20 protein-coding genes and 3 pseudogenes are annotated in these 22,312 nt (G+C 59.3%); 19 read left to right on the plus strand and 4 right to left on the minus strand.

Annotated features, from left to right (window positions below):
• Together A3C3_RS0134640 and A3C3_RS46375 are read left to right on the plus strand one after the other, a co-directional pair.
• Nucleotides 1-513 (plus strand): amino acid ABC transporter ATP-binding protein (locus tag A3C3_RS0134640; RefSeq protein ID WP_022719093.1); only part of this gene is annotated, 513 nt, incomplete at its 5' end.
• Nucleotides 514-665: 152 nt separating this feature from the next.
• Nucleotides 666-1,406 carry an AroM family protein gene (locus A3C3_RS46375; RefSeq protein WP_051154565.1) on the plus strand — a complete coding sequence of 247 codons (741 nt, stop codon included), beginning with the start codon at nt 666-668 and terminating at the stop codon, nt 1,404-1,406.
• A 20-nt stretch (nt 1,407-1,426) separates the two neighbouring features.
• Here A3C3_RS46375 and A3C3_RS42135 read toward each other — a convergent pair.
• Nucleotides 1,427-1,868 (minus strand): annotated as a pseudogene (locus A3C3_RS42135) (Lrp/AsnC family transcriptional regulator); the annotation flags it as partial.
• Nucleotides 1,869-2,060: 192 nt separating this feature from the next.
• On the opposite strand from A3C3_RS42135, the gene A3C3_RS0134655 reads away from it, so the two are divergent.
• From A3C3_RS0134655 to A3C3_RS44500, 9 genes and pseudogenes are all read left to right on the plus strand, one after another.
• Nucleotides 2,061-3,464: an aspartate aminotransferase family protein gene (locus A3C3_RS0134655; protein ID WP_022719095.1), complete on the plus strand. Its 1,404-nt coding sequence runs from the start codon at nt 2,061-2,063 to the stop codon at nt 3,462-3,464.
• Nucleotides 3,465-3,611: 147 nt separating this feature from the next.
• Nucleotides 3,612-5,021, plus strand: coding sequence for an aldehyde dehydrogenase family protein (locus tag A3C3_RS0134660; RefSeq protein ID WP_022719096.1), 1,410 nt, complete (start codon nt 3,612-3,614; stop codon nt 5,019-5,021).
• Nucleotides 5,022-5,104: 83 nt separating this feature from the next.
• On the plus strand, nt 5,105-5,803 hold the full coding sequence (locus tag A3C3_RS0134665; protein ID WP_022719097.1) for a CoA transferase subunit A: 699 nt from the start codon (nt 5,105-5,107) through the stop codon (nt 5,801-5,803).
• 19 nt (nt 5,804-5,822) lie between these two features.
• Nucleotides 5,823-6,452 carry a 3-oxoacid CoA-transferase subunit B gene (locus A3C3_RS0134670; protein WP_022719098.1) on the plus strand — a complete coding sequence of 210 codons (630 nt, stop codon included), beginning with the start codon at nt 5,823-5,825 and terminating at the stop codon, nt 6,450-6,452.
• 62 nt (nt 6,453-6,514) lie between these two features.
• Nucleotides 6,515-7,696 (plus strand): acetyl-CoA C-acetyltransferase, encoded by a 1,182-nt coding sequence (locus A3C3_RS0134675; protein WP_022719099.1) that lies wholly within the window; start codon nt 6,515-6,517, stop codon nt 7,694-7,696.
• 16 nt (nt 7,697-7,712) lie between these two features.
• The gene (locus A3C3_RS0134680) at nt 7,713-8,210 is read left to right on the plus strand and encodes a UPF0262 family protein (RefSeq protein WP_022719100.1); all 498 of its coding nucleotides are present in this window, start codon (nt 7,713-7,715) and stop codon (nt 8,208-8,210) included.
• Nucleotides 8,211-8,572: 362 nt separating this feature from the next.
• Nucleotides 8,573-9,928 carry a Glu/Leu/Phe/Val family dehydrogenase gene (locus tag A3C3_RS0134685; protein ID WP_028740253.1) on the plus strand — a complete coding sequence of 452 codons (1,356 nt, stop codon included), beginning with the start codon at nt 8,573-8,575 and terminating at the stop codon, nt 9,926-9,928.
• Nucleotides 9,929-10,117: 189 nt separating this feature from the next.
• Nucleotides 10,118-10,276, plus strand: coding sequence for a winged helix-turn-helix domain-containing protein (locus A3C3_RS48810; RefSeq protein WP_084797123.1), 159 nt, complete (start codon nt 10,118-10,120; stop codon nt 10,274-10,276).
• An 828-nt stretch (nt 10,277-11,104) separates the two neighbouring features.
• Nucleotides 11,105-11,505 (plus strand): annotated as a pseudogene (locus tag A3C3_RS44500) (transposase family protein); the annotation flags it as partial.
• Nucleotides 11,506-11,542: 37 nt separating this feature from the next.
• Here A3C3_RS44500 and A3C3_RS42145 read toward each other — a convergent pair.
• A complete protein-coding gene (locus A3C3_RS42145) occupies nt 11,543-12,238 on the minus strand; it encodes a 2OG-Fe dioxygenase family protein (RefSeq protein WP_233450497.1) in 696 nt (231 codons plus the stop codon).
• A gap of 121 nt (nt 12,239-12,359) precedes the next feature.
• On the opposite strand from A3C3_RS42145, the gene A3C3_RS0134710 reads away from it, so the two are divergent.
• The 8 genes from A3C3_RS0134710 (at nt 12,360) to A3C3_RS40340 (ending at nt 20,360) form a co-directional block, all read left to right on the plus strand.
• A protein-coding gene (locus A3C3_RS0134710) for an IS3 family transposase (RefSeq protein ID WP_145611478.1) occupies nt 12,360-13,456 on the plus strand; the annotation gives its coding sequence in 2 pieces (ribosomal slippage) (nt 12,360-12,621 and nt 12,621-13,456; 1,098 coding nt in all).
• A gap of 214 nt (nt 13,457-13,670) precedes the next feature.
• Nucleotides 13,671-14,495 carry a MurR/RpiR family transcriptional regulator gene (locus A3C3_RS0134720; RefSeq protein ID WP_051154566.1) on the plus strand — a complete coding sequence of 275 codons (825 nt, stop codon included), beginning with the start codon at nt 13,671-13,673 and terminating at the stop codon, nt 14,493-14,495.
• 74 nt (nt 14,496-14,569) lie between these two features.
• Nucleotides 14,570-15,718 carry an ABC transporter ATP-binding protein gene (locus A3C3_RS0134725; protein WP_022719108.1) on the plus strand — a complete coding sequence of 383 codons (1,149 nt, stop codon included), beginning with the start codon at nt 14,570-14,572 and terminating at the stop codon, nt 15,716-15,718.
• Between the two features lies 1 nt (nt 15,719).
• Nucleotides 15,720-16,673: a carbohydrate ABC transporter permease gene (locus A3C3_RS0134730; protein WP_022719109.1), complete on the plus strand. Its 954-nt coding sequence runs from the start codon at nt 15,720-15,722 to the stop codon at nt 16,671-16,673.
• On the plus strand, nt 16,670-17,503 hold the full coding sequence (locus tag A3C3_RS0134735) for a carbohydrate ABC transporter permease (RefSeq protein WP_022719110.1): 834 nt from the start codon (nt 16,670-16,672) through the stop codon (nt 17,501-17,503). The genes A3C3_RS0134730 and A3C3_RS0134735 overlap by 4 nt, the downstream gene beginning before the upstream one ends.
• Before the next feature lie 39 nt (nt 17,504-17,542).
• Nucleotides 17,543-18,799: an ABC transporter substrate-binding protein gene (locus A3C3_RS0134740; protein WP_033419980.1), complete on the plus strand. Its 1,257-nt coding sequence runs from the start codon at nt 17,543-17,545 to the stop codon at nt 18,797-18,799.
• 59 nt (nt 18,800-18,858) lie between these two features.
• Nucleotides 18,859-19,668 (plus strand): phosphodiesterase, encoded by an 810-nt coding sequence (locus A3C3_RS40335; RefSeq protein ID WP_033419982.1) that lies wholly within the window; start codon nt 18,859-18,861, stop codon nt 19,666-19,668.
• Nucleotides 19,665-20,360, plus strand: coding sequence for an HAD family hydrolase (locus A3C3_RS40340; RefSeq protein ID WP_022719113.1), 696 nt, complete (start codon nt 19,665-19,667; stop codon nt 20,358-20,360). Before A3C3_RS40335 ends, A3C3_RS40340 begins: the two co-directional genes overlap by 4 nt.
• Before the next feature lie 305 nt (nt 20,361-20,665).
• Here A3C3_RS40340 and A3C3_RS44505 read toward each other — a convergent pair.
• Nucleotides 20,666-21,056: pseudogene (locus A3C3_RS44505) on the minus strand (IS21 family transposase); the annotation flags it as partial.
• 209 nt (nt 21,057-21,265) lie between these two features.
• The gene (locus tag A3C3_RS0134755) at nt 21,266-22,138 is read right to left on the minus strand and encodes an IS3 family transposase (protein ID WP_022719114.1); all 873 of its coding nucleotides are present in this window, start codon (nt 22,136-22,138) and stop codon (nt 21,266-21,268) included.
• Nucleotides 22,139-22,312: the final 174 nt, after the last annotated feature.

Raw genomic sequence — 22,312 nt, forward strand, 5'->3', positions numbered from 1 at the left:
GTCGCTGAGGTTCGCAAGAATGTCGGCATGGTGTTCCAGCATTTCAACCTCTTTCCGCACATGACCGTGCTGATGAACTGCATGGCCGGCCCGATGTGGATCAAGGGAGTTCCGGAGGCTGAGGCGAGGAAGACCGCGCTAAAATTCCTCGAACGCGTGCGCATCCCGGAACAGGCGAACAACCCCGTTCAGCTTTCCGGCGGGCAGCAACAACGTGTCGCCATCGCCCGTTCGCTGTGCATGGAACCTGCCGTCATGCTCTTCGATGAGCCGACCTCGGCGCTTGATCCGGAAATGGTGTCCGAAGTGCTGGAGACAATGACGAGCCTTGCGCGCGACGGCATGACCATGGTCTGCGTCACCCACGAAATGGGCTTTGCTCGTGCCGTCGCGGACCGGGTGATCTTCATGGATGCGGGGAGAATTGTCGAAGAGGCCGCTCCCACCGACTTCTTCACCAACCCCCAGCACGACAGAACGAAGCTCTTCCTCAGCCAGATACTCAAGAACTGAGGGCAGGTGTATCGTTTGCGCAGCTGAACGTAGGGGACCGCGCTGTCGCCGTCCATTTATGGAGATAGCGCTTCCCCAGGTCACCGCATGAACGTCTGCCAGGATTGGGGATTCATCGCATGGGGTCGCAGTCAATTTTAATGAGTTGTATCATGGCGTTGCAAGACCGTCCCGTCCTCGGAATTCTAGAACTTGATGAGGGGCTTGCGCCTGACAGTCCACGCCTAGTCCCAAGGGAAGGATCCCTATTGAATCCGGCAACCTTCGACCGGGAGATAATCACAGAAATGGTGGAAGGTGCGTTCGTAGATGTAATCATACAGGGTGACCCTTCGCTGGAGGACGCCTGTCTCGAAGCTGCCAGGCGCTTGGTCGACCGAGGCGCCGATGTGATTTGCGCCGATTGTGGCTTTTTAATCCGCCATCAGGCGGCGGTTTCCGCAGCCGTTAACGTACCTGTTGCGCTATCAAGCCTGCTCCTGGTGCCGACGCTATTGCGCCAGCTGCCGACCGCCCAAAAACTTGCGGTGATCACCGCTGACTCAAGGCACTGCACCGAGGATATGCTCGGTATTGACAAACTGGACGAGCGATCAAGGGTCGTCATTGGCGGTATCGAAAACGGCGAATACGTTCGTAACCAACTTGTGCGTCCATCGGTCCGAGTTAGCGTTGATCAGATTGAGCGGGAGGTCGCTTCATGCGTCCAACAATTGCGCGATAAACATCCCGACATCGCAATTCTCCTGTTCGAGTGTACGGGGTTCCCGGTCGTTGCCGCGGCCATGCGCCGTACCACCGGACTCCCCATCTACGATGTTACCGACCTTTGTCGGATGACGCTTGCTTCGGTCACCGTTCCCATTCGGAACGAACACCGAAGGGGATTGTGAGCTTGGCGGAGGGCACTGCAAAATCCGGCTTTGACGCGGTCCATAACAACCATCGTCTTGAAACTCTTGATGTCGTTGTTCTCGTAAAAGATGCGGCGCGTAAATTGTTCGTAGTCTTCCATGTCCTTCGCGGTCACGACGAGTAGGAATCTGCGTCGCCCGTCACGTAGTATCCGATCATGACCTCTCGTGTGTTCCTGATTGCCGACTTGAACGATCGATAATGTCAGCTCGCTCACGCTCAAGCGATACCAGAACCACCACGGTGACCCGGCGATCGACAGCCTTCGGGGATACAATAGAGACGTCGGCTTCGATAACGCCTTCTGAGCGGAGGCGCTTGAGACGGCGTTGACATGCAGTCGGGGATAGATTTGTTCGCTCGGCAAGCTCCTCTGACGAGAGCCTCCTGTTGTTTTTGTACGGATTTAAAAGCGCAACGTCAGTGCGGTGGAGTTCCATGAAAAGTTCTGCAAGAATTTTGTTAATGCGCAGGATTTCTGCATAGCGCGCGTCGAATTCGCCGGCAACCTGCATCAGTTTCGCCGCACATTCGAGTTGTCGTATTGAGGTGTGGAACATCGGGCTCGAGCGCAGGGCGCCGCCTTTGCTGTTCCCACAAGAAGATGATCGGGCTACGGAAAGGGCATTTTAGTGACCATCAACATCAAAGACATCAGCGAAAAGGACCGCAATACCGTCCTGCACCCTTTCACGCAGCTGAAGGACTTTGCGACGGGCAAGCTTGGCGAGCCTACCATTGTTGTGACGGGGAAGGGCATCCGCATTCAGGACGCCCATGGCAACCAGCTGATCGACGGCTTTGCCGGCCTCTACTGCGTGAACGTGGGCTATGGCCGCACAGAGGTTGCCGAAGCGATCTCGCGCCAAGCCTACCGCCTCGCATACTATCATTCATATGCCGCGCACACGACCGACGGTCTCGCAATCCTCTCGGATCGGCTGGTGAAGATGGCGCCGGGCAAGATGAGCAAGGTGTTCTACGGCATGTCCGGTTCGGACGCCAACGAGACCCAGGCCAAGCTCGTCTGGTACTACAACAACCTGCGCGGCAAGCCGACGAAGAAGAAGATCATCTCGCGCGAGCGCGGCTATCACGGCTGCAGCGTCGTCTCCGGCTCGATGACCGGCATGAGCTTCTACCACGATCATATGGACCTGCCGCTGCCGCAGATCGACCATACCGGCGTGCCGCATCACTACTGGGGTGCAAACCCCGGAGAAACCGAACGGGAATTCTCCGCCCGCCGCGCCGCCGAGCTCGACGAGATGATCGAGACGCTCGGTCCCGACAATGTCGGCGCCTTCATCGCCGAGCCGGTTCTCGGCACGGGCGGTATTACGCCGCCGCCGGAAGGTTACTGGGAAGCGATCCAGGCGGTGCTGAAAAAGCACGACGTGCTGCTGATCGCTGACGAGGTGATCACCGGCTTCGGCCGTACCGGCTCCATGTTCGGTTCGCAGCACTACGGCATCGAGCCCGACCTGATTACCGTCGCCAAAGGCCTGACCTCGGCCTACTTCCCGCTCTCGGCCGCGATTGTCGGTGAGAAGGTCTACAAGGTGCTGGAAGAGGGTGCCGATCGCGTCGGCGCCTTCTCGCACGGTTACACCTATTCCGGTCATCCGATCGGTGCGGCTGCGGCCAATGCGGTGCTCGACATAGTCGAGAAGGAAGATCTGCCGGGCAACGCCCGTGAGGTCGGCGCTTATTTCCAGGCGCAGCTCAAGGAGAAGTTCGCACAGCTTCCGATCGTCGGCGAAGTGCGCGGCGTCGGCCTGATGGGCGCCATCGAGTTCGTCGGTGACCGCGAGAACAAGAAGCGCTTCGATCCGTCGCTGAAGGTTGGGGCCCGCGTCTCCAAGGCCGCCCGTGACCGCGGCCTGATCGCCCGTGCCATGCCGCATGGCGACATCCTCGGCTTCGCCCCACCGCTCGTCACCACGAGGGACGAAGTCGATGAGATCGTCGCGATCGCCGAGAAGGCCGTTCGCTCCGTCATCGACGATCTGGTTCGCGAAGGCCAAAAGCTCTGATCGATATTCTGCGGCCGGTCATGCCGGCCGCCGAAGGCTTGCCAGCAACGACTGCATGAAGCCGGAACGGGGCAGGGGATCACCCTTGCCTTGCGGACAAACTCGACCTCCGGACGGGAGGTCAACAGGAATAGGGAATATGGCCATATGACTGCCGCCAAACTCCACATCACGACCAGCCTGGCGCCGATCCGTGTTCATAGCCCTTACGATGGGTCGCTGCTTGGATCGGTTGAGGCAACCGATCCCGCCGAGATCGATCGAGTGCTGGCAACTGCTCGCCGCGGTGCCGAGATCTCGCGCAATCTGCCGAGGCAGAAACGGGCGAGCATCCTCGAAGGGGCTGCCCGGATCGTCGAAAGCCGTCGTGACGATTTTGCCGAGACCATCGTTCGCGAAGCCGGCAAGACGATCGTTCAGGCACGCAAGGAGGTGCTCCGCTGCGTTAATACGCTGAAGCTTTCGGCGGAAGAAGCAAAGCGCAATGCCGGCGAGATCGTGCCCTTCGATGCCTATACTGGATCGGAACAGCGCCAGGGCTGGTTTACCCGCGAGCCGCTTGGTATTATTACCGCCATCACCCCTTACAATGACCCTCTGAACCTTGTCGCTCACAAGCTCGGTCCCGCAATCGCGGGCGGCAACGCGGTGCTGCTCAAGCCATCGAACCTGACACCCTTCTCCGCGATCAAGCTGGTCGAAGCACTGCGTGAGGCGGGTCTGCCGCAGGAAGTAATTACCGCCATTCATGGCGACAGGAAGCTGGTCACCGCTCTGATCTCTGCACGCGAGGTGCGGATGGTGTCCTTTACCGGCGGCTTTGCCGCGGGCGAGGCGATCAGCCGTGCGGCTGGCCTGAAAAAGCTCGCCATGGAGCTCGGCGGCAATGCGCCTGTGATCGTCATGAATGACTGCGAGTTCGACAAGGCGGTCGAAGGTTGCGTCTCCGGTGCCTTCTGGGCGGCGGGCCAAAACTGCATCGGTGCGCAGCGCATCCTGATCGAGGCCGAACTTTACAATCGTTTCCGCGATGCCCTTGTTGCCGCGACCTCCAAGCTCAAGGCCGGCGATCCGCTGCAGGAGGACACCGACGTCGGCCCGATGATCTCCAAACAGGTGGCTGAACGCACCGAGGCAGCTGTCACGGAGGCCATCAAAGCAGGCGCGAAGCTGCTTTGCGGGCACCGTCGCGAGGGATCCCTGTATCACCCGACCGTTCTCGAAGGCACGCCGCTGACCTGCCGACTGTGGCATGAGGAAGTGTTCGCGCCCGTGGTCATGCTTGCGCCCTTCGGCACGTTCGATGAAGCGATCGAGATGGCCAACGATCCGGACTATAGCCTGCATGCCGGCATCTTCACCAGCGATCTCAATGTCGCTCTTGACGCAGCCAATCGGATCGAAGCGGGTGGGGTGATGATCAACGACTCCTCCGACTATCGCTTCGACGCCATGCCCTTCGGCGGCTTCAAATACGGCAGCATGGGCCGCGAAGGCGTGCGCTTCGCCTACGAGGATATGACCCAGCCAAAGGTCATCTGCATTAATCGCGGGTGAAGCTCAGTCCGATCGGCTGGTTCGGCAGCAAATCCAGATGCGCCGGCCGACATCCCGTGAACCGCATAATTTGAGGGGAGATTATGAATAAGACATACGAGAACCCGCAGGCAGCTCTCGACGGCCTGCTGTTCGACGGGATGTTCATCGCGGCTGGTGGGTTTGGCCTCTGCGGCATTCCGGAGCTGTTGATCGATGCAATCCGCAAGGCCGGAACCAAGGACCTGACGATTGCTTCGAACAATTGCGGGGTGGACGACTTCGGTCTGGGCGTGCTTTTGAAGACGAAGCAGATAAGGAAGATGATCTCGTCCTATGTCGGCGAGAACGCCGAGTTCATGCGGCAGTATTTGAGTGGCGAACTTGAGCTCGAGTTCAACCCGCAGGGGACGCTTGCTGAACGCATGCGTGCAGGCGGGGCAGGCATCGCCGGCTTCTACACCAAAACCGGCGTCGGCACGGTCGTTGCAGAGGGCAAGGAGCTGAAGACCTTCAACGGCGAGACCTATGTGCTTGAGACGGGCATCGACGCCGACCTCTCGATTGTGAAAGCCTGGAAGGCCGATACGACCGGCAATCTCGTCTTCCGCAAGACCGCCCGCAACTTCAACCCACCTGCGGCCACCTGCGGCAGGATCTGCGTCGCCGAAGTCGAGGAAATCGTGCCGGCCGGCAGCCTCGATCCCGATCAGATCCATCTGCCGGGGATTTATGTGCATCGGCTTATCCAAGGCGAGCACGAAAAACGCATTGAACAGCGCACGACGCGCGCGGCGGCTTGAGGGCAGGGGGAGAGACAAGATGGCCTGGGACAGGAACCAGATGGCAGCGCGGGCTGCCCGCGAACTTCAAGACGGCACCTACGTCAATCTGGGCATCGGCATTCCGACGCTGGTGGCCAATTACCTTCCCGAAGGCGTCCATGTGACGCTGCAGTCGGAAAACGGCCTGCTCGGCATCGGCCCGTTTCCGACCCAAGACAAAATCGACGCCGATCTGATCAATGCCGGCAAGCAGACGGTGACGGCGCTGCCGCACTCGGCCTTCTTCGACTCGGCGCAAAGCTTCGCGATGATCCGCGGCGGCAAGATCGCCATGGCCATCCTCGGCGCCATGGAAGTGGCTGAGAACGGTGACCTCGCCAACTGGATGATTCCCGGCAAGCTGGTCAAGGGCATGGGTGGTGCCATGGACCTGGTTGCAGGCGTCAAGCGGGTGGTCGTCGTCATGGACCACACCAGCAAGGCGGGCGAATCCAAGGTTCTGAAGGCCTGCACCCTGCCGCTCACCGGCAAAGGTGTGGTCGATCGGATCATCACGAACTTTGGCGTCCTCGACGTCGTCGAAGGTGGTTTGAAGCTGGTGGAACTTGCCGACGGCGTGACCGACAGCGAATTGCGCAAGGCAACGGAAGCAACGATCGTCAATTGATGGAGCTTGGTCGAACGCAGACCAAAGCACACCAGATCCAAAGAACAGCGGAAGGAGCCGTTATGAGCACCCCATCCATCGTCATCGCCAGTGCCGCCCGTACCGCCGTCGGGTCCTTCAATGGCGCGTTCGCCAACACGCCAGCCCACGAGCTTGGTGCCGCCGTCATCAAGGCGGTGCTCGAACGCGCCGGCGTCGAGGCGAGCGAGGTCGACGAGGTGATCCTCGGCCAGGTGCTGCAAGCAGGTGAAGGCCAGAACCCGGCGCGCCAGGCTGCGATGAAGGCGGGCATTCCGCCGGAAAAGACCGCCTGGGGCATGAACCAGCTCTGCGGCTCGGGCCTGCGCGCAGTCGCGCTCGGCATGCAGCAGATCGCATCCGGCGATGCAGAAATCATCATCGCCGGCGGCATGGAGTCGATGTCGATGGCTCCGCATGCCGCGCATCTGCGTGGCGGTACGAAGATGGGCGACATGAAGATGATCGACACGATGATCAAGGACGGCCTGACCGACGCCTTTTACGGCTACCACATGGGCATCACCGCCGAGAATGTCGCCCGCCAGTGGCAGCTGACCCGCGAAGAGCAGGACCAGTTCGCGCTCGCGTCGCAGAACAAGGCCGAGGCCGCGCAGAAGGCGGGCCGTTTCACTGACGAGATCGTTCCGTTCGTCGTCAAGGGCCGCAAGGGCGACGTCATCGTCGACCAGGACGAATATATCCGCCATGGCGCAACGCTCGACCAGATGACCAAGCTGCGCCCGGCCTTCGACAAGGAGGGCACGGTCACTGCCGGCAACGCCTCGGGCCTCAACGATGGCGCCGCTGCCACCCTGCTGATGACCGAGGCAGAGGCCGCCAGGCGCGGCATTCAGCCGCTCGCGCGCATCGTCTCCTGGGCAACGGCCGGCGTCGATCCGCAGGTCATGGGCAACGGCCCGATCCCGGCTTCGCGCAAAGCGCTGGAAAAGGCTGGCTGGACAATCAGTGATCTCGATCTCGTCGAGGCGAACGAAGCCTTCGCGGCACAGGCCTGCGCGGTGAATAAGGATCTCGGCTGGGATCCAGCAATTGTCAACGTCAATGGCGGGGCAATCGCCATCGGTCATCCGATCGGAGCATCGGGTGCACGTGTCCTCATCACGCTGCTGTTCGAGATGAAGCGCCGTGACGCCAGGAAGGGCCTCGCCACGCTCTGCATCGGCGGCGGCATGGGTGTCGCAATGTGCGTGGAAGCGATGTGAGGGGGAGGGCAGTGTCATGACTGCCGTCGAGTTCCGTCTCTGCGATGTTTCGCTTGACCGTTCTTTCGGTGGCCGAGACGAGCGCATTGAGCGTGAACAAGCGCTCGCGGTTGTCGACCTCCTGGAAAGCAACACGTTCATCCCAGTCGGACATGACGGCGGCCCTTATCGTCTTCGGATCGAAATGGTGGACGGACGCTTGGCGCTGCATATCGCTGACGATAAGGGCGCGCATATCGTGTGTCACTGTCTCTCGCTCGCACCTTTCCGCCGACTGCTCAAAGACTACACCCGCATTTGCGAAAGCTACTACGACGCTATCGGTCGTTCTGGTCCTGAAAGGCTTCAAGCAATCGACATGGGCCGGCGTGGCATCCATGACGAGGCTGCTGAGCTACTGAGAGAGCGACTCTCAGCGAAAGTGCACGTCGACAAGGACACCGCTCGTCGGCTGTTCACGTTGATTTACGCTCTGCTTGCGCGGAATGTCACCTATCCAATGCTGTTGAGTTGAGACGACATGCAACTTGGCACGCAAGAGGCGGGGAATGTGAGCGGCCGATTAAACGCAGGGCACAGGTGCAGCCATAGAAACTATGCGTCAGAGACATTGGCGGCAACCGCTGCACGGACGACGATTCATCAGCAAAACACCACATCAGCACGAAGGAGGACCCCAAAATTGTGTTCAAGATTAGAGCGAGCGCTTCATGGTGAAGCGAATGCCCCACTGACAGCCGAGCGCACGTACGAAAGGTGGGGCCGCGCTAGTGAATGCATCCATGGAAGCAGCGCTCTCCGAGCAGCAAGAGGTGAGTGATGCAGGCTAGTTCCCTAGGTTTCCTGGAAAGCGTCGACCAGAACTTCCGCCATGCCATGACCTTCCTCGATCTGTCGGAGGGCCTGACCGAGCGGATCATACAGTGCAACTCGACCTACACGGTCCGCTTCGGCGTCAGGCTGCGCGGGCGCATGTACAGCTTTATCGGTTGGCGCTCGGTCCACAGCGAGCATTGCGAGCCAGTGAAAGGCGGGATTCGCTTTGCGCCAAATGCCGATGCTGAAGAGGTGGAGGCGCTCGCTGCCCTGATGACGCTTAAGTGCTCGCTGGTCAACGTGCCGTTCGGTGGCTCGAAAGGCGCGCTGAAGATTGATCCACGCGAATGGACAACGCAGGAGCTAGAGCGCATCACCCGGCGGTTCACGCAGGAACTCTACAAACGTGGCTTGATCGGCCCGGGTGTCAACGTTCCCGCCCCCGATATCGGCACAGGTGAACAGGAAATGGCCTGGATGATGGACGAGTTCCGTCGTGCCAATCCCACAGATGTGGTCAACGCGCGCGCTTGCGTCACCGGTAAGCCCTTGTCGAAGGGCGGCATTGCCGGACGCACGGAAGCAACAGGCCGAGGCGTGCAGTTCGCTGTCCAGAGTTATCTCCGGGATCCCCGCACTGCCGGCCTGGGCGGCCGGCGTGATCTCAAGGATGCCTCCGTCATCCTTCAGGGGTTTGGCAACGTCGGCTATCACGCCGCCAAGTTCCTCTCAGAGCAAGACGGTGCGCGCGTGACTGTCGTCGCAGAACGGGACGGTTATGTCACCAATCCGGAAGGTCTGAACATCGAAGCGCTCAAGCAGCACCAGATCTGCACGGGCAGCATTCTGGGCTTTGCCGGCGCCAAGTCATTCGCCGGCGATATGACCGGCATCGAGCAGCCCTGCGATGTCCTCATCCCAGCGGCGATGGAGAACGCCATCCACGTGAAAAACGCGGGCCGCATCAAAGCGCATCTCATCGTGGAAGCTGCAAATGGGCCGGTCACCTTCGAGGCGGATCAGATATTGCGCTCCCGAGGTGTAATCATCCTTCCCGATCTCTACGTCAATGCCGGCGGGGTGATTGTCAGCTATTTCGAGTGGGTGAAGAACCTCACGCACATCCCCTTCGGTCTCATGGAGCGACGTCGGCGAGAGCGACGCAACCAGACGATCGCCGCCGCGCTTGAACGCATGACCGGCAAGGAATTTCCCGCTGACATGCGCGACGAGTTCCTTGAAGGCGGCGCCGAAATCGACTTAGTTCGTTCCGGCCTCGAAGACGTCATGCGCAGTACCTGGGCCCGTATCGGTGATCTCCTGGAAAAGCAACCGGAACTCGGTGACTACAGAACCGCCGCTTATGTCGCGTCTATTCGGCAGGTCGCTGACGCTTATGAGGCGATCGGGATATGACGGCCTTTCGATTGGTACAGTATGGCGAAAACGGCGTGCGGCGCTACCCGACATGCTTCCTCACGCGAATGAGGAGGCTCGTGACACACAGGCCCGAACGGCGGTACAGCAACGAAAAAGGGCTTGGTGGCTTTGGGCCACGTAATCTGCGACCTCCAAAGAAGAGTGTTGGCATGCAGTGGGAGTGAAATGCGGCTAATGGATGCGGAAGCACGCATCATTGAAGCGCTATACAAAAATAGAAGCCGAAATTGCTCGAAGTCTTTCCTGCACAAGAACGTCTTCTTTCGCGAATTCGATCCTGATGACAAGATGCTCGATGTTTATGTCAGCCGGTTGCGAAAGTAACTAAAGCACCTAAGCGAGGAAAGTGAAGGCTGCATTCAACCTGTTCGTGGTTCTGGATACCGTTCAGCGAATTGTGACCGTTGCCCCGCCCTCAGAGCAATTTCGAAGTGGAACAGTAAGGCTGGGGCGACCGCAATCCTGACGGCGGCAGAAAACTGCTCGCCCGAGGACGGGAGCCTCTCTGACAGGGGGACTTTGTCTCACAAAGAAAAAGGCGAGACCGCGCCATCGGCCCCGCCTTTCGATCGGTCTGGTTGGCTCGCGACGCCGTCAGACTGATCGGTCTTGCGGAGTTCTATCAAGTCAACAGAACGTTGGATTTTACTCCTAAAGGCAGTTTCATCAATCAGTCGCGGGAGTAAGTGCAATGAAAAAGCCCATTGGAACGACGGCTCGAACAGGCGAAATTTGCCCCGAGAGTGGAAATTGGGAGGTCGTCGGCTCGCCGACAACCACCGCTCCTATCGCGAAAGGTAATCGTATGCCCCCCTTCGGCGCTAAGGCTGTTACCTGGAAACTCATCAGATATGCCTAATGAGTGAACGGGGCCCCTGCGAATACGCCGCAGGGGCCAACCTGACACCGTGCCGGACGAGGCGAACGGGCAATTCCAATGCAGCTCAAAAAAACCCCAGGTTCGACTCTGTTCGGGCGGCCCAGAAGCGGTCCCGTATAGCCCGGGCGGAAAGTTTCAAAGCGTAGTGAAGAGCAGACGAGAATCCACCCGCTCTCTCGTGAGACTCACGCGACATTTTAGGCGAGAGTTCAATGGCGGACCGGCGCTTGGCGCTGCATATCGCCGACCACCAGGGAGCACATGTCGTAAGTCGGACCTCAGTCGCAGACCTGCCGACCGGCCCGAAGGAGCCGAGATTGACGGTCCGCTCTGTCGAGGAAGAAGCAGTTACCGCTCGATGACTGCCTCTATGCGCTGCAGCCGACGATCCCGCATCTTACGCGATCGTCGCTGCACCGACGTCTGCAGTGCGACGACATCGGCCGCCTGCCGGATGTCAGACAGGCCGGCAAAGAAGAAAGAGCTACCCGGTCGGCTACTTCCACATCGACATTGCCGAGGTGCGCACCGAACAGGGCAAGCTGCACATGTTCGTTGCCGTCGACCGCACCTCGAAGTTTGCCTTCGTCGAACTGCATGAGAACACCGACGTCTCGCGCAGTTGCTACTGCGCTTAATCGCAGCCGTTCCCTACAGGATCCACAGCTCCCTCTTTCGATGGTCGCGACACGCTACATTCAACGCTTGTTTCATATTTTCTCAAAGGCAATGACGAGGACATCACGATATGCGAACGGCATCTTAGGATTTTCGATCGCAACCGCCGATACATCGTGAAACCTCGTGCGGTTGTTGCAGATCAAAAAATCATTCGGCAGGTTCATCTCGACGTCGCCGAGGAACTGCTTCGAGGCATCTTTAACCGTACTCACACCGCCGGTGACATTAACCCGCCCGATCATATAAGAAACGATGATATCCACCCCGTCCTGGTGGAGGCCCTCCGGTGCTGGTTCGCCGTTAACCCCATCCCGCGCTACAATCCGATAGGGATGGAGCTTGATATTCCAACGATCATGTCGAGTGGCATCCGATAGAATTCTGCAGAAGTCTGTCAGAATCTTATTTAGGACCGGATGGTCGATAAAGGATTGTTCAAGGGGTTCGAAGTACCGCTTGAAGCCGCCATTCAAGTGGTTGACTGCTTTCGATTGCTCGTAGGGGGCACGGGGAAGGAGCCGAAAAATTCCGTCGGCTACGTCATATTCAAGCGCACTATAGCGCCGGTAGCGATAGGTCCCGCCGTCACGCATATATTCATCCGAGAAGAAGTCGGCTCCAGTGGTCAGGAAAGTCCTTCCAGTCGGCATCAATTTCGATCCCGAAGCCAGCCTTGGTGTGATTACCTTTCGAAAACCACCATCCATTGGCCACCAGATGATCAACGCATTCTTGCCTGTAATCCTGGGATGGGTTCTTTTTCAGTGATCTGAACCCTTCAAACTGGACCGTTTTTGGTTAGAGTTTTCCGGTGCATTTTCCAAGCTGGGAAAGGAACGGAAGACGATGAAAGCATCGCAGTTTTCGGACGCACAGAAGGCGTTCATTCTGAAGCAGGGTGATGAAGGAGTGTCGGTGCCGGAGATCTGCCGCAAGGCGGGAATTAGCCAGGCGACCTATTTCAACTGGAAGAAAAAATACGCGGGCATGCTGCCGCCGGAGATGAAGAAGCTGAAGCAGCTCGAGGACGAGAATGCGCGGTTGAAGAAGATCGTCGCGGACCTGACGCTGGACCGCGAGATGTTGCAGGATGTCATTCGGCGAAAGCTCTAAGGCCTGCTCGGAAACGCGAGAAAGGCATGTGCCGCGATTGGATGATCTCGATCCGGCGTGCCTGTGGGGCACTGAACTTCGATCGGTCGACCTACCATTACACCTCTCGCCGTGCCGATCAGGCCGGTCTGGAACGTCGGATTCGTGAGATCTGCGAGATACGTGTTCGTTACGGCTATCGTCGCGTGCATGTACTGTTGGAACGCGAAGGTTGGGGCAGCAATATCAAGCGAACCTATCGCATTTACAGAGACTTGGGCCTGCAACTGCGCAACAAGACACCGAAGCGCCGGGTCAAAGCCAAGCTGCGGGAAGATCGGCAAATGGCCGTTGGACCGAACGATGTCTGGGCGATGGACTTCGTTCACGACCAACTCGCGACCGGGAAGAAACTACGAGTGCTCACGGTGGTCGACACCTTCTCGCGCTATGTGCCGGTGCTTGATCCGCGTCACAGCTATCGGGGTGAAGATGTCGTGCAAACCTTGGAACGGGTATGCCGGAAAGTTGGCTATCCGAAGACGATCCGTGTCGATCAGGGGACCGAGTTCGTGTCTCGCGATCTTGACCTTTGGGCCTATGCCAAAGGCGTCACCTTGGACTTCTCACGCCCCGGCAAACCGACCGACAATGCGTTCATTGAAGCGTTCAACGGCCGCTTCCGCGCCGAATGTCTGAACCAGCACTGGTTCCTGACCCTTGCGGATGCCCGCGAAAAGATGGAGGATTGGCGTAGAGAGTATAATGAGTTTCGGCCACATGGTGCGATCGGCAATAAGGTGCCGATCTCGCTGATGAAATCGGGAGGCGCAACCAGCCCGCCTCCCTGAATGAAGCCGGAAAACTCCAGCCTCAGCTGGTCCAGAAACCTGGGGCGGTTCAAAAACCGCCGAGGCTCTAATCGCAGCCGGATGAAACTTGAGTGGCAGGTCATGTTTGCAAAAGTGCTGCATTTCCATGCTAGTCGGCGCAAACTTGGTTTGGGCTTGTGGAAACTAACATCCATTTACGATCGGATGTTTTAAAAGGCTAGGCATGAAGGCAATGAAAACCAGCTCACTGACACCAACAGCGGCAGGGCACGAGAGCATCCTTGCCCGCTTGCAAGAGGACATCGACCTACTGCCGAATGCGCTTGCTCGCATCGCCAAGTACATCCTGGAAAATCCTGAAAAGGTGCTGCACCACTCGGTCGCCGAGTTAGGCGAATTCGCGAGCAGTGGGGAAGCAAGCATATTGCGGCTTTGCCGGCAGATAGGCTTTTCCGGATTTCGGGATTTCAAGCTGGCGCTGGCCGCAGAGATCGGCCGTCCGGGAGTGCCTTCCGCTGCTTCTGAAAATGCGGACGGCGCGCTGAAATCGCTGCATGACACAATGGCGCAAAACCTCGGCATCGCACACAGCAATGCCGATCCCGAAACGCTTACGAAGGTCGCCGCCGCACTTGCGGCAAGCCGAAGGATCGACCTCTACGGGGCGGGGATGTCGGGTGTGACGGCGGAACTGCTGGCCTACAGGCTCTTGCGGGTTGGACTTACGGCGGTGGCGTTCAGAAATTCAAATATGGCTCATGAAGTCGCCAACGGACTTGGCCCGGGATGCGTGGCGATCGGCTTCTCGATCTCCGGTCTGTCGGTTGATACCGTGCAATTTCTCAAGGGCGCCCGCTCGGCGGGGGCCGTGACCGTTGCCATCACCAACCGCTCTCGCAGCCCGCTTGGTGAGGCGGCGGACTTTACCCTGCAAGCGTCGGGCCTTCACGACCGCCCGATCGGCGGCACGCTGACCCCGATGGTCGGCAAGATCTTTGTGATCGAAAGCGTGATGCTGGCGCTGGGAAAGGCGATGGAGGAATTGGCCGAAAAATGAAACTAAACTCCATATTGTCATCAATATGAAATAAAACACCACTAAAAGCTGCGGCCAACCGAAAGGATCTCGGAATGGCAGCTTTGGACCTCCACATAGACAAGATCAGCAAGCGTTATGGCGCGACGGATGTGCTGCGCGACGTCTCTCTACGGATTGCCGCCGGAGAATTTGTAACGCTGCTCGGGCCGTCCGGCTGCGGCAAGTCCACGCTTCTGCGCATCATAGCTGGTCTGGAACGCGCGGATCGAGGTCATGTGCGTGCAGGGGGCAGGGGACTGGATGCCGTTGCGCCGAAAGATCGCGACCTCGCCTTCGTGTTCCAGAGCTACGCGCTTTATCCGCATCTGAGCGTCTATGAAAATATCGCAGCCCCACTGGTCATGCGCGAACTGACCAGCTTGGAACGTCTTCCGGTTATCGGTGCTCGGATGCCCGGGGCCGTCCAACGCAATCGCTCTATCGATGATCGGGTTCGGCAGACCTCGGCGCTGCTCAAGCTCGACGCACTGCTTCACCGCCGGCCGGCGGCACTCTCGGGTGGACAGCGCCAGCGTGTGGCTTTAGGACGCGCCATGGTGCGCAAGCCGAAGATCTTCCTGATGGATGAACCGCTGGCAAACCTGGATGCAGCGTTGCGCATCCATACGCGTAGCGAGATCGCGCGGCTCCACAAGGAGATGGCAACGACGACGCTATTCGTCACCCACGACCAGGCGGAGGCGGCAGCGCTTTCGGACCGCGTTGCCATCATGTTTGGCGGTGAAATCCGCCAGGTAGCAAGCCCTGCCGATCTCTATCGCGATCCTATCGACCTCGACGTTGCCCGGTTCCTGGCCCAGCCATTCCTGAATGAACTTTCTGTGCCGGCGCCGATCCGCGGCGGGCTGACGATCGGCAGCAGCAGGCTCATCATTCGCGATGCGCTTGGATCCGCGGAGCCTGGCACGCTGGCTTTCCGGCCGGAACATGCATCCTTGGTTGGCGCGAGTGAGCCCGGCGCCCTGCCGGTTCGTGTCGCGCGCATCGAGCACGCTGGGACCGACGCGTACGTCTATGCCGATGCTGACGCGGGTGTAGAGTTCGTCGTCCGAATCGCCGCTGAACGCGCGCAGTCACTACGTGGCGGTGAGACCCTCGGACTGGACATCGATCCGGAAAGGGCATGGTTCTTCCCCTCCAACGGGTCGCGGCAGCGTCGCGACCACAGCAGGGCAGCTTAATATGGCCGTTGTCAGCGACATGCCGACCAGCTCCTTGGCTGACAACGCTTCAACCAACGATCGCTACGCGCGTGCCCAGGCGCGCGCGGGGGTCATTCTGGCCCTGCCGGCGACGTTGTTGATTGCCGCACTCTTGATCGGCCCTGCCATTCTCGTCTTCTTTCTGTCCTTCACGGACACGTCACTTGGTTTGGCTGGGGCCCGGTTTGTCGGGCTCGGCAACTATTTACGCATGCTGACCGATCCGGGCTTTGCTCAGAGCCTGCGCAACACGGCACTCTATGTGCTTGTGGTCGTGCCGACATCGATCGGCTGGGGGCTTTTGGTCGCTCTCCTGATCGCCCAATCGCCGTTTGCGGCGGTCTATCGGACCGCCTACTTCCTGCCCGTGGCAGCGACCCTGGTGGCTCTTGCAACCGCGTGGGAAGCGATCCTGCATCCCAGTCTCGGTTTCGCAAATTCACTGCTGCTGCTTTTGGGCGCATCTCCCGTCAGGTTTCTGTCCGATCCGGCAACGGCCATCTATGCGCTTGCGGCAATCGGTGTCTGGCAGCTGGTGGGTTTCAACATGATCCTCTTCCTGGCCGGTCTTTCGACCATTCCGGACGAGCTCTACGAAGCCGCGGCGATCGACGGGGCGGACAGGGGATTGAAACGCTTCCTGCTCGTGACCTGGCCAATGTTGGCGCCGGTGACGCTGTTCGTCACGGTGATGACGATCATCCGCGCGTTTTCGGTCTTCGAAACGGTCGCGGTTCTCACACATGGTGGGCCGATGAAGTCCACCTCGGTCATCCTCTACACCTTCTATGAAGAAGGCTTCCGGTTTTTCCGGGTGGGTTATGCGTCGGCGATTGCCGTTTCCTTCTTCGCCTTCGTGACCGTCCTGTCGCTCATCCAGATGCGCGTCTCCGAGCGCCAGGCGCGCTGGAAGAACAAAGGAGGCCGGTCATGACCCTGGCGCAGTCTTCCGCCTCACGCCTTGCCTCGCATGCCGTGCTTATGACCGGCGCGATCATCATGGTCTTGCCGTTTCTGTGGATGCTGCTTGCCTCGCTGACGCCGCAGAGCGAGATCTTCAGCGGCAGCCTTCTGCCGATCCCGACGGTTGACGGCGCAATCGAGAATTATGGCAACGCGCTGTCCGCCATTCCGCTTCTGCGGTTCATGGGAAACGGCATTGTTGTCTGCCTCGCAATTCTTGTGCTGCAGATCGCGGTTGCCATTCCTTGCGGCTATGCGCTTGCCAAGCTATCTTTTCCCGGTCGCCCAATTCTGCTTGGCGCCGTCCTTCTCGGACTTCTGGTGCCCGTGCAAATACCGACTATCCCGATCTACATCGGGCTCGCGAAATCCGGCCTGCTCGACAGCTATGCAGCTTTAATTCTGCCCTGGAGCATCTCGGTGTTTGCCATCTTCCTCTTCCGGCAGTTCTTCGTCACCTTTCCCGATGAGGTGCTCGATGCTGCGCGGCTTGATGGCTTCAGCGAGCTTTCGATCGCCTGGCGGATCATGCTGCCCGCGGCGTGGCCGGCGGTCGCCTCCTTCTCGATTTTCTCCATCGTGGCCCATTGGAATGATCTCTATTGGCCGCTGGTGGTGACGACAAACCCCGACATGATGATGCCTTCGCTCGGCATTGCCTATTTCCGGCAGGCGGGCGAGGGGACGGGAAATGTCGGTGCACTGATGGCCGGGGGCGTTCTCGTGACGGCGCCCTTGGTCGCTCTTTTTCTTCTCATGCAGAAGCACTTCATCCGGGGTCTGGTACTCGGCCGACACTAGCTCCGTTTTCCAACCCATCTCAAACCCTAGGAGAGCAATGTGAAAACACTTGCAATGATCCTTGCCGCCGGTATCACTGCGGCGCTAGCAGCCATGCCGGCGCAAGCCGAGACCAAACTCGACGTCTATTATGCCTGGCCAGAACACGAAGTGATCCATAGGCCGATCGCCGATCGCTTCATGGCGGAGCACCCGGACATCAAGATCAACTTCCGCGCTGCGGCGCCGAGTTATGATGAAGCTGTCCAGACGCTAATCCGCCAGAGCATGGCGGGCGAGTTGCCGGACGTTCATTACGTCGGCTTCAACGTGCTGCGTCCGCTCGTCGCGCGTGGGCTCGTAAAGCCCATCGACGATCTGGTTGCCGCCGATCACCTGACTGATAAGGGCTACACGGATCAAGTCCTATCGCTCGCAACGATCGGCGGCCATCTCTACGGTCTGCCCTTCGCCATGTCGACGCCGGTCGTTTATTACAATGCCGATCTCGTGAAGAAGGCTGGGGGCGATCCCGACAAGATCCCGGCCGACTGGGACAGCTTCGTTGCACTCGCGGGCAAGATCGGAGCGCTCGGCGAGGGAACATCCGGCATGTATTACCAGCTTGGCTCGGACGACTGGGCCACGCAGAACCTGGTGCGCAACTTCGGCGGCCAAATGATGAACGAAAAGGAAAGCGACGTCGATTTTGACGGTCCTGCCGGCCAGGCTGCGGTCAAGCTCTTCAAGCGGTTCCATACCGACGGCGCTCAGCCGCCGATCGACTCCCGCGCCGCCCGGCAGCTCTTCACCTCCGGCAAGCTTGGCTTCTTCTTCGCCTCTGCCGGTAGTGTGAGCGGTTTCGAAGGTGAAATTGGAGACCGGTTCAAACTCCGCACGGCCAAGCAGCCGCTCGGCTCCGAAAATGCCACCATGCCAACCGGCGGCATGGTGGCAGTGATCCTCTCCGATGACGAAGCCAAGCGCGCCGCCGCCTGGGACTACGTCAAGTTCGCCACAAGTCCCGAAGGCCAGAGCATTGTTGTGCCGAATACCGGCTACATGCCGACGAACACACTTGCGCTCGACAAGGATCATCTCCGCGGCTTCTACGAAAAGCACCCGAACTGGTACACGAGCGTGCTTCAGACACCACGCGCTCGCCCGTGGTACTCCTGGCCCGGTGATAACGGTGTCCAGATTGGCCAGGTACTCCGCGACGAAATGACTGCCATTGCCCTTGGCTCCAAGGAGCCGGAAGCCGCGCTCGCAGACATGGCTTCGCAGGCTCGCGCGCTTCTGCCGAAGACCAACTAATCCTCTCCCTCCGGGGACGCGGCATGTTGTGCGGCGTCCCTTCTTTTCGGATTTACCTCATGAAACTCATTCACCTGACCGACCTCCACCTAGTGCCGCCGGGCGCTACGCTCTTCGGTTTTGATCCTGCCGAACGCCTGCGCAAGACCATCGAGCGCATCAACCGTGACCACACCGACGCCGAGCTTTGTGTCGTGACCGGCGATCTCACCGACGAGGGAGACTTCGCTTCCTACGAACTGCTGCGCGATGTGCTGCGGGACCTGCGCGTACCCACCCGGCTTCTGCTCGGCAACCACGATAGCCGTGAGAACTTCGTGCGCGCCTTTCCCGGTGAACCGCGCGATGAGAACGGCTTTGTCCAGTCAGTCCATGAAAGCTCGGCAGGACGCCTCATCTTCCTCGACACCCTGGTGGATGGGTTCGGTCATGGCTCCTTGAGCGATAACCGGCTCGAATGGCTGCTGGCGCGGCTGGCCGAGAAGCCGGATGTGCCGGCCTATCTCCTCGCCCATCATCCGCTGCAGCCGATCGGCCTGCCGCATTTCGAGCCATGGAATACGGAAAACTGGCGACCGGTCATTCGCTCGATCGTCGCTGCCGGCAATGTGCGGCACATCTTCCACGGTCATGTGCATGTCGATGTTGGCGGCACCTGGAGCGGCATCCCCTTCAGCGCAAGCCGCGGCGTTGCGCATCAGATCATTCCAAATTTCTCGCGCAGGGACGCGGACTTCGTCGAGGATGCGCCGGCCTTTGACGTTGCGCTGATCGATGATGATGGCGTCCTGGTACATCGTTTCGAAGTGAGCGACCGGCACGTGGTCGAAATCTCCGCTGCAGGTCCTCGTCCGGAGGCCGCGCAATGAACCAACTGACCCCTTATGAACTGGTCATCTTTGATTGTGACGGCGTTCTGATCGACAGCGAGACGCTGGCAAGTCGCATTGACGCCGAGGAACTGACCCGCATCGGCTATCCCACGTCGTATTCCGATGTAGTTCTGCGCTTCACCGGCCTGTCGGCGGCGACCATGAGAAAAATGGTCGAGGAAGACTGGGGCCGTCCCCTCCCGAGTGACTTCGATACCATCGTGCAGTCCCGCATCAAGGAAACTTACCGAACGGAACTGCAAGCCATCGAAGGGATCGATCGGCTCTTGCATCAATTGCCGCTGCCACGTTGCGTCGCGTCGAGCAGCGCCCCCGACAAGCTGAAGCTGGGTCTTGAACTGACGGGGCTGTGGCGGCACTTCGATCCTCACGTGTTCAGTTCCGTCATGGTAAAGGCCGGCAAGCCGGCTCCGGACCTGTTCCTCTTCGCCGCGGCGCAAATGGGAATCGAGGCCGCGCGCTGTGTCGTTGTGGAAGACAGCATTGCTGGCGTCCGAGCCGGCGTAGCCGCCGGGATGACGGTCATCGGCTTTACGGCGGGTGCCCACTGCTTCGATGACCACGGTCAACGACTGCTCTCAGCCGGCGCTGCGGTCGTTGCGCGGTCGGCTGAAGAGCTGGGTTCGATCTTGACGGTGAGCCAGGCTATATCCGCTGCAGAACGGTAAAACCCAACTGCCGCAACCATCTTTTTCCTAAGGGGCCGGCGAACGACGACCGCTGGGCCTGATCGGTCACAACGTCAGCTTGTCATGCGTTCAAGCGAAGTGCAGAGATCAGAAGCTGACCCTATCGATGGAGCAGGGGGCGTGAGCATTGCCGCGAAGGTCTACTTCGATGGAGGGTTGCTTCATTATGAGTAAGGACGCTCTCAATTGAAGATCAAGGATGATCGGACGTCAATTTCTGCCATTGCAGAACTATCGCCTGCACGAAAGGCTTCGTCCATCTACGCCCGGCGCCGCTATGTACTACGTGGCGCCATCATGGCGCTGGCGCGCTGTTCGAACGCGGCGCAACGCTCACAGTAACCATGCGTATCCGTAACCGTTAGGATGCCGCCCGCGATATTCCTGCCACAACAGCGTCAGCGTCACGCCCTTGCGTTTCAACTCACTGGCAATTGTCGCCCAGGGCGGCTCGGCATATCCTGGGGCGGTCGGCCGCGACGATGGAACAGGCGGCGCTGCAGAATGCCACATCGTCCAGGCCAGGCGGCAACAGCCAGTCCGTCAGCCCGGCCTCACGTGCGCGCAGCAGGTAGGTCGAAATGGTCGTTTTGCTGATCTTCAGCCGTTCCGCTATCGTACGAACCGAAAGCCCTGTTCGTGCCTCTGTCGCGATATCGATCGAATGTCTTTCATGTCAGTAAGTCTCGCCTGCTTCCGTCGCCATTCATCAGCCCCTCGTTCAAATCGAGGCTCAGGATGGCAAAAACGGCGCGTACGAAAGTCGATGTTTTAATCGCCGAAAGACTGCCGGGAATTAGCGGAATGCTGTCCCGGATTTAAGTGACATCGCTGGAGTGCACCCCCAGACTGAGACAAGGAAAATCGCGGACACCGCCCCGTGTTCACCTATGCCGCCTTTCCATCCGTCGTCCACCTGAATGCTTCTGTTCGTATTCCTCCGGCGTGAGATAGTCGAGCGCCGAGTGCAGGCGCTGCGCGTTGTAAACGGTATCGATGAAAGCGCCGATGCGCCGGCGGGCATCGTCTGCATCCCTATAGGCGAGACCTTGCACCTCTTCCTGCTTCAGGGTCTTCATGAAGCTCTCCGCTTTCGCGTTGTCATAAGGATTTCCGACACGGCTCATGCTCGCCTGGATGCCGTGAAGATGCAGAAGTTCGGAGTAGGCTCCGCACGCGTATTGAACGCCGCGATCGGAATGATGCACGAGGCTCCCGGCCACGGGCTGGCGATCGGTGATAGCCATCTCGAGAGCTTCGATCGCAAGGCTTGCTCGGAGATGCGTATCCAATGCCCATCCGACCACCCGGCGGCTAAACGCGTCAAGCACAACGGCAAGGAATGCAAACTCCTCAGCGAGATGAAGGAAGGTGATATCGGCAACCCATAGCTGGTTGACCCCATTGAGGATCATGCCCCTGGCGAGGTTCGGCACGACTTGCCAACCATGCCTCGAGTTGGTCGTTGTAGGAACAAAGGGTCTTGCGCGCAGGCACAACAGATTGTCTTCACGCATGATGCGTAGAATGCACTTGTGGTTGACTTGCCACCCCTCCCGACGCAACAGGGCTCCGATCCGGCGGTAACCGTAGTGCGCGTTGCCGAGAGCCATCTTTTGAATGAGGTCTCGCAAACCTGTTTCGGCCCGACGAGGGGCCGAATCCAGCCAGTGACGGTAATAACTCGCGCGGCTGACGCCCGCGAGCCAACACATTCGGTCGATGTTGAATTCGCCTTGCGACAGGCCGGTTGTCATCTTTTCGATGACNTTGAAGATCCCGTTTCGCCAGGAGCGCTGCTCCGACGCTGATCTTCCTCGAAGTGCCGCAAGGCTTCGCGAAAAAAATCGAGATCGAGCTGCTGTTGCCCGACTTTCTGCTCCAATTCCCTGATCCGGCGCCTGGCCTTGGTCAGTGCCTTTTCCTGAGGC

Origin of the sequence: Rhizobium mongolense USDA 1844, from assembly GCF_000419765.1 — a bacterium.
In the GTDB taxonomy this organism is placed as follows: domain Bacteria; phylum Pseudomonadota; class Alphaproteobacteria; order Rhizobiales; family Rhizobiaceae; genus Rhizobium; species Rhizobium mongolense.

Bases quoted from the DNA above. Each gene is read 5' to 3' on its own strand.
- A3C3_RS0134720 (WP_051154566.1), top strand. From the start codon at position 13,671: ATGAAAACCAGCTCACTGACACCAACAGCGGCAGGGCACGAGAGCATC.
- A3C3_RS46375 (WP_051154565.1), top strand. From the start codon at position 666: ATGGCGTTGCAAGACCGTCCCGTCCTCGGAATTCTAGAACTTGATGAG.
- A3C3_RS40335 (WP_033419982.1), top strand. From the start codon at position 18,859: ATGAAACTCATTCACCTGACCGACCTCCACCTAGTGCCGCCGGGCGCT.
- A3C3_RS0134685 (WP_028740253.1), top strand. From the start codon at position 8,573: ATGACCTTCCTCGATCTGTCGGAGGGCCTGACCGAGCGGATCATACAG.
- A3C3_RS0134670 (WP_022719098.1), top strand. From the start codon at position 5,823: ATGGCCTGGGACAGGAACCAGATGGCAGCGCGGGCTGCCCGCGAACTT.
- A3C3_RS0134735 (WP_022719110.1), top strand. From the start codon at position 16,670: ATGACCCTGGCGCAGTCTTCCGCCTCACGCCTTGCCTCGCATGCCGTG.
- A3C3_RS40340 (WP_022719113.1), top strand. From the start codon at position 19,665: ATGAACCAACTGACCCCTTATGAACTGGTCATCTTTGATTGTGACGGC.
- A3C3_RS0134665 (WP_022719097.1), top strand. From the start codon at position 5,105: ATGAATAAGACATACGAGAACCCGCAGGCAGCTCTCGACGGCCTGCTG.
- A3C3_RS0134660 (WP_022719096.1), top strand. From the start codon at position 3,612: ATGACTGCCGCCAAACTCCACATCACGACCAGCCTGGCGCCGATCCGT.
- A3C3_RS0134675 (WP_022719099.1), top strand. From the start codon at position 6,515: ATGAGCACCCCATCCATCGTCATCGCCAGTGCCGCCCGTACCGCCGTC.
- A3C3_RS48810 (WP_084797123.1), top strand. From the start codon at position 10,118: ATGCGGCTAATGGATGCGGAAGCACGCATCATTGAAGCGCTATACAAA.
- A3C3_RS0134725 (WP_022719108.1), top strand. From the start codon at position 14,570: ATGGCAGCTTTGGACCTCCACATAGACAAGATCAGCAAGCGTTATGGC.
- A3C3_RS0134730 (WP_022719109.1), top strand. From the start codon at position 15,720: ATGGCCGTTGTCAGCGACATGCCGACCAGCTCCTTGGCTGACAACGCT.
- A3C3_RS0134680 (WP_022719100.1), top strand. From the start codon at position 7,713: ATGACTGCCGTCGAGTTCCGTCTCTGCGATGTTTCGCTTGACCGTTCT.
- A3C3_RS0134755 (WP_022719114.1), bottom strand. From the start codon at position 22,138: ATGACAACCGGCCTGTCGCAAGGCGAATTCAACATCGACCGAATGTGT.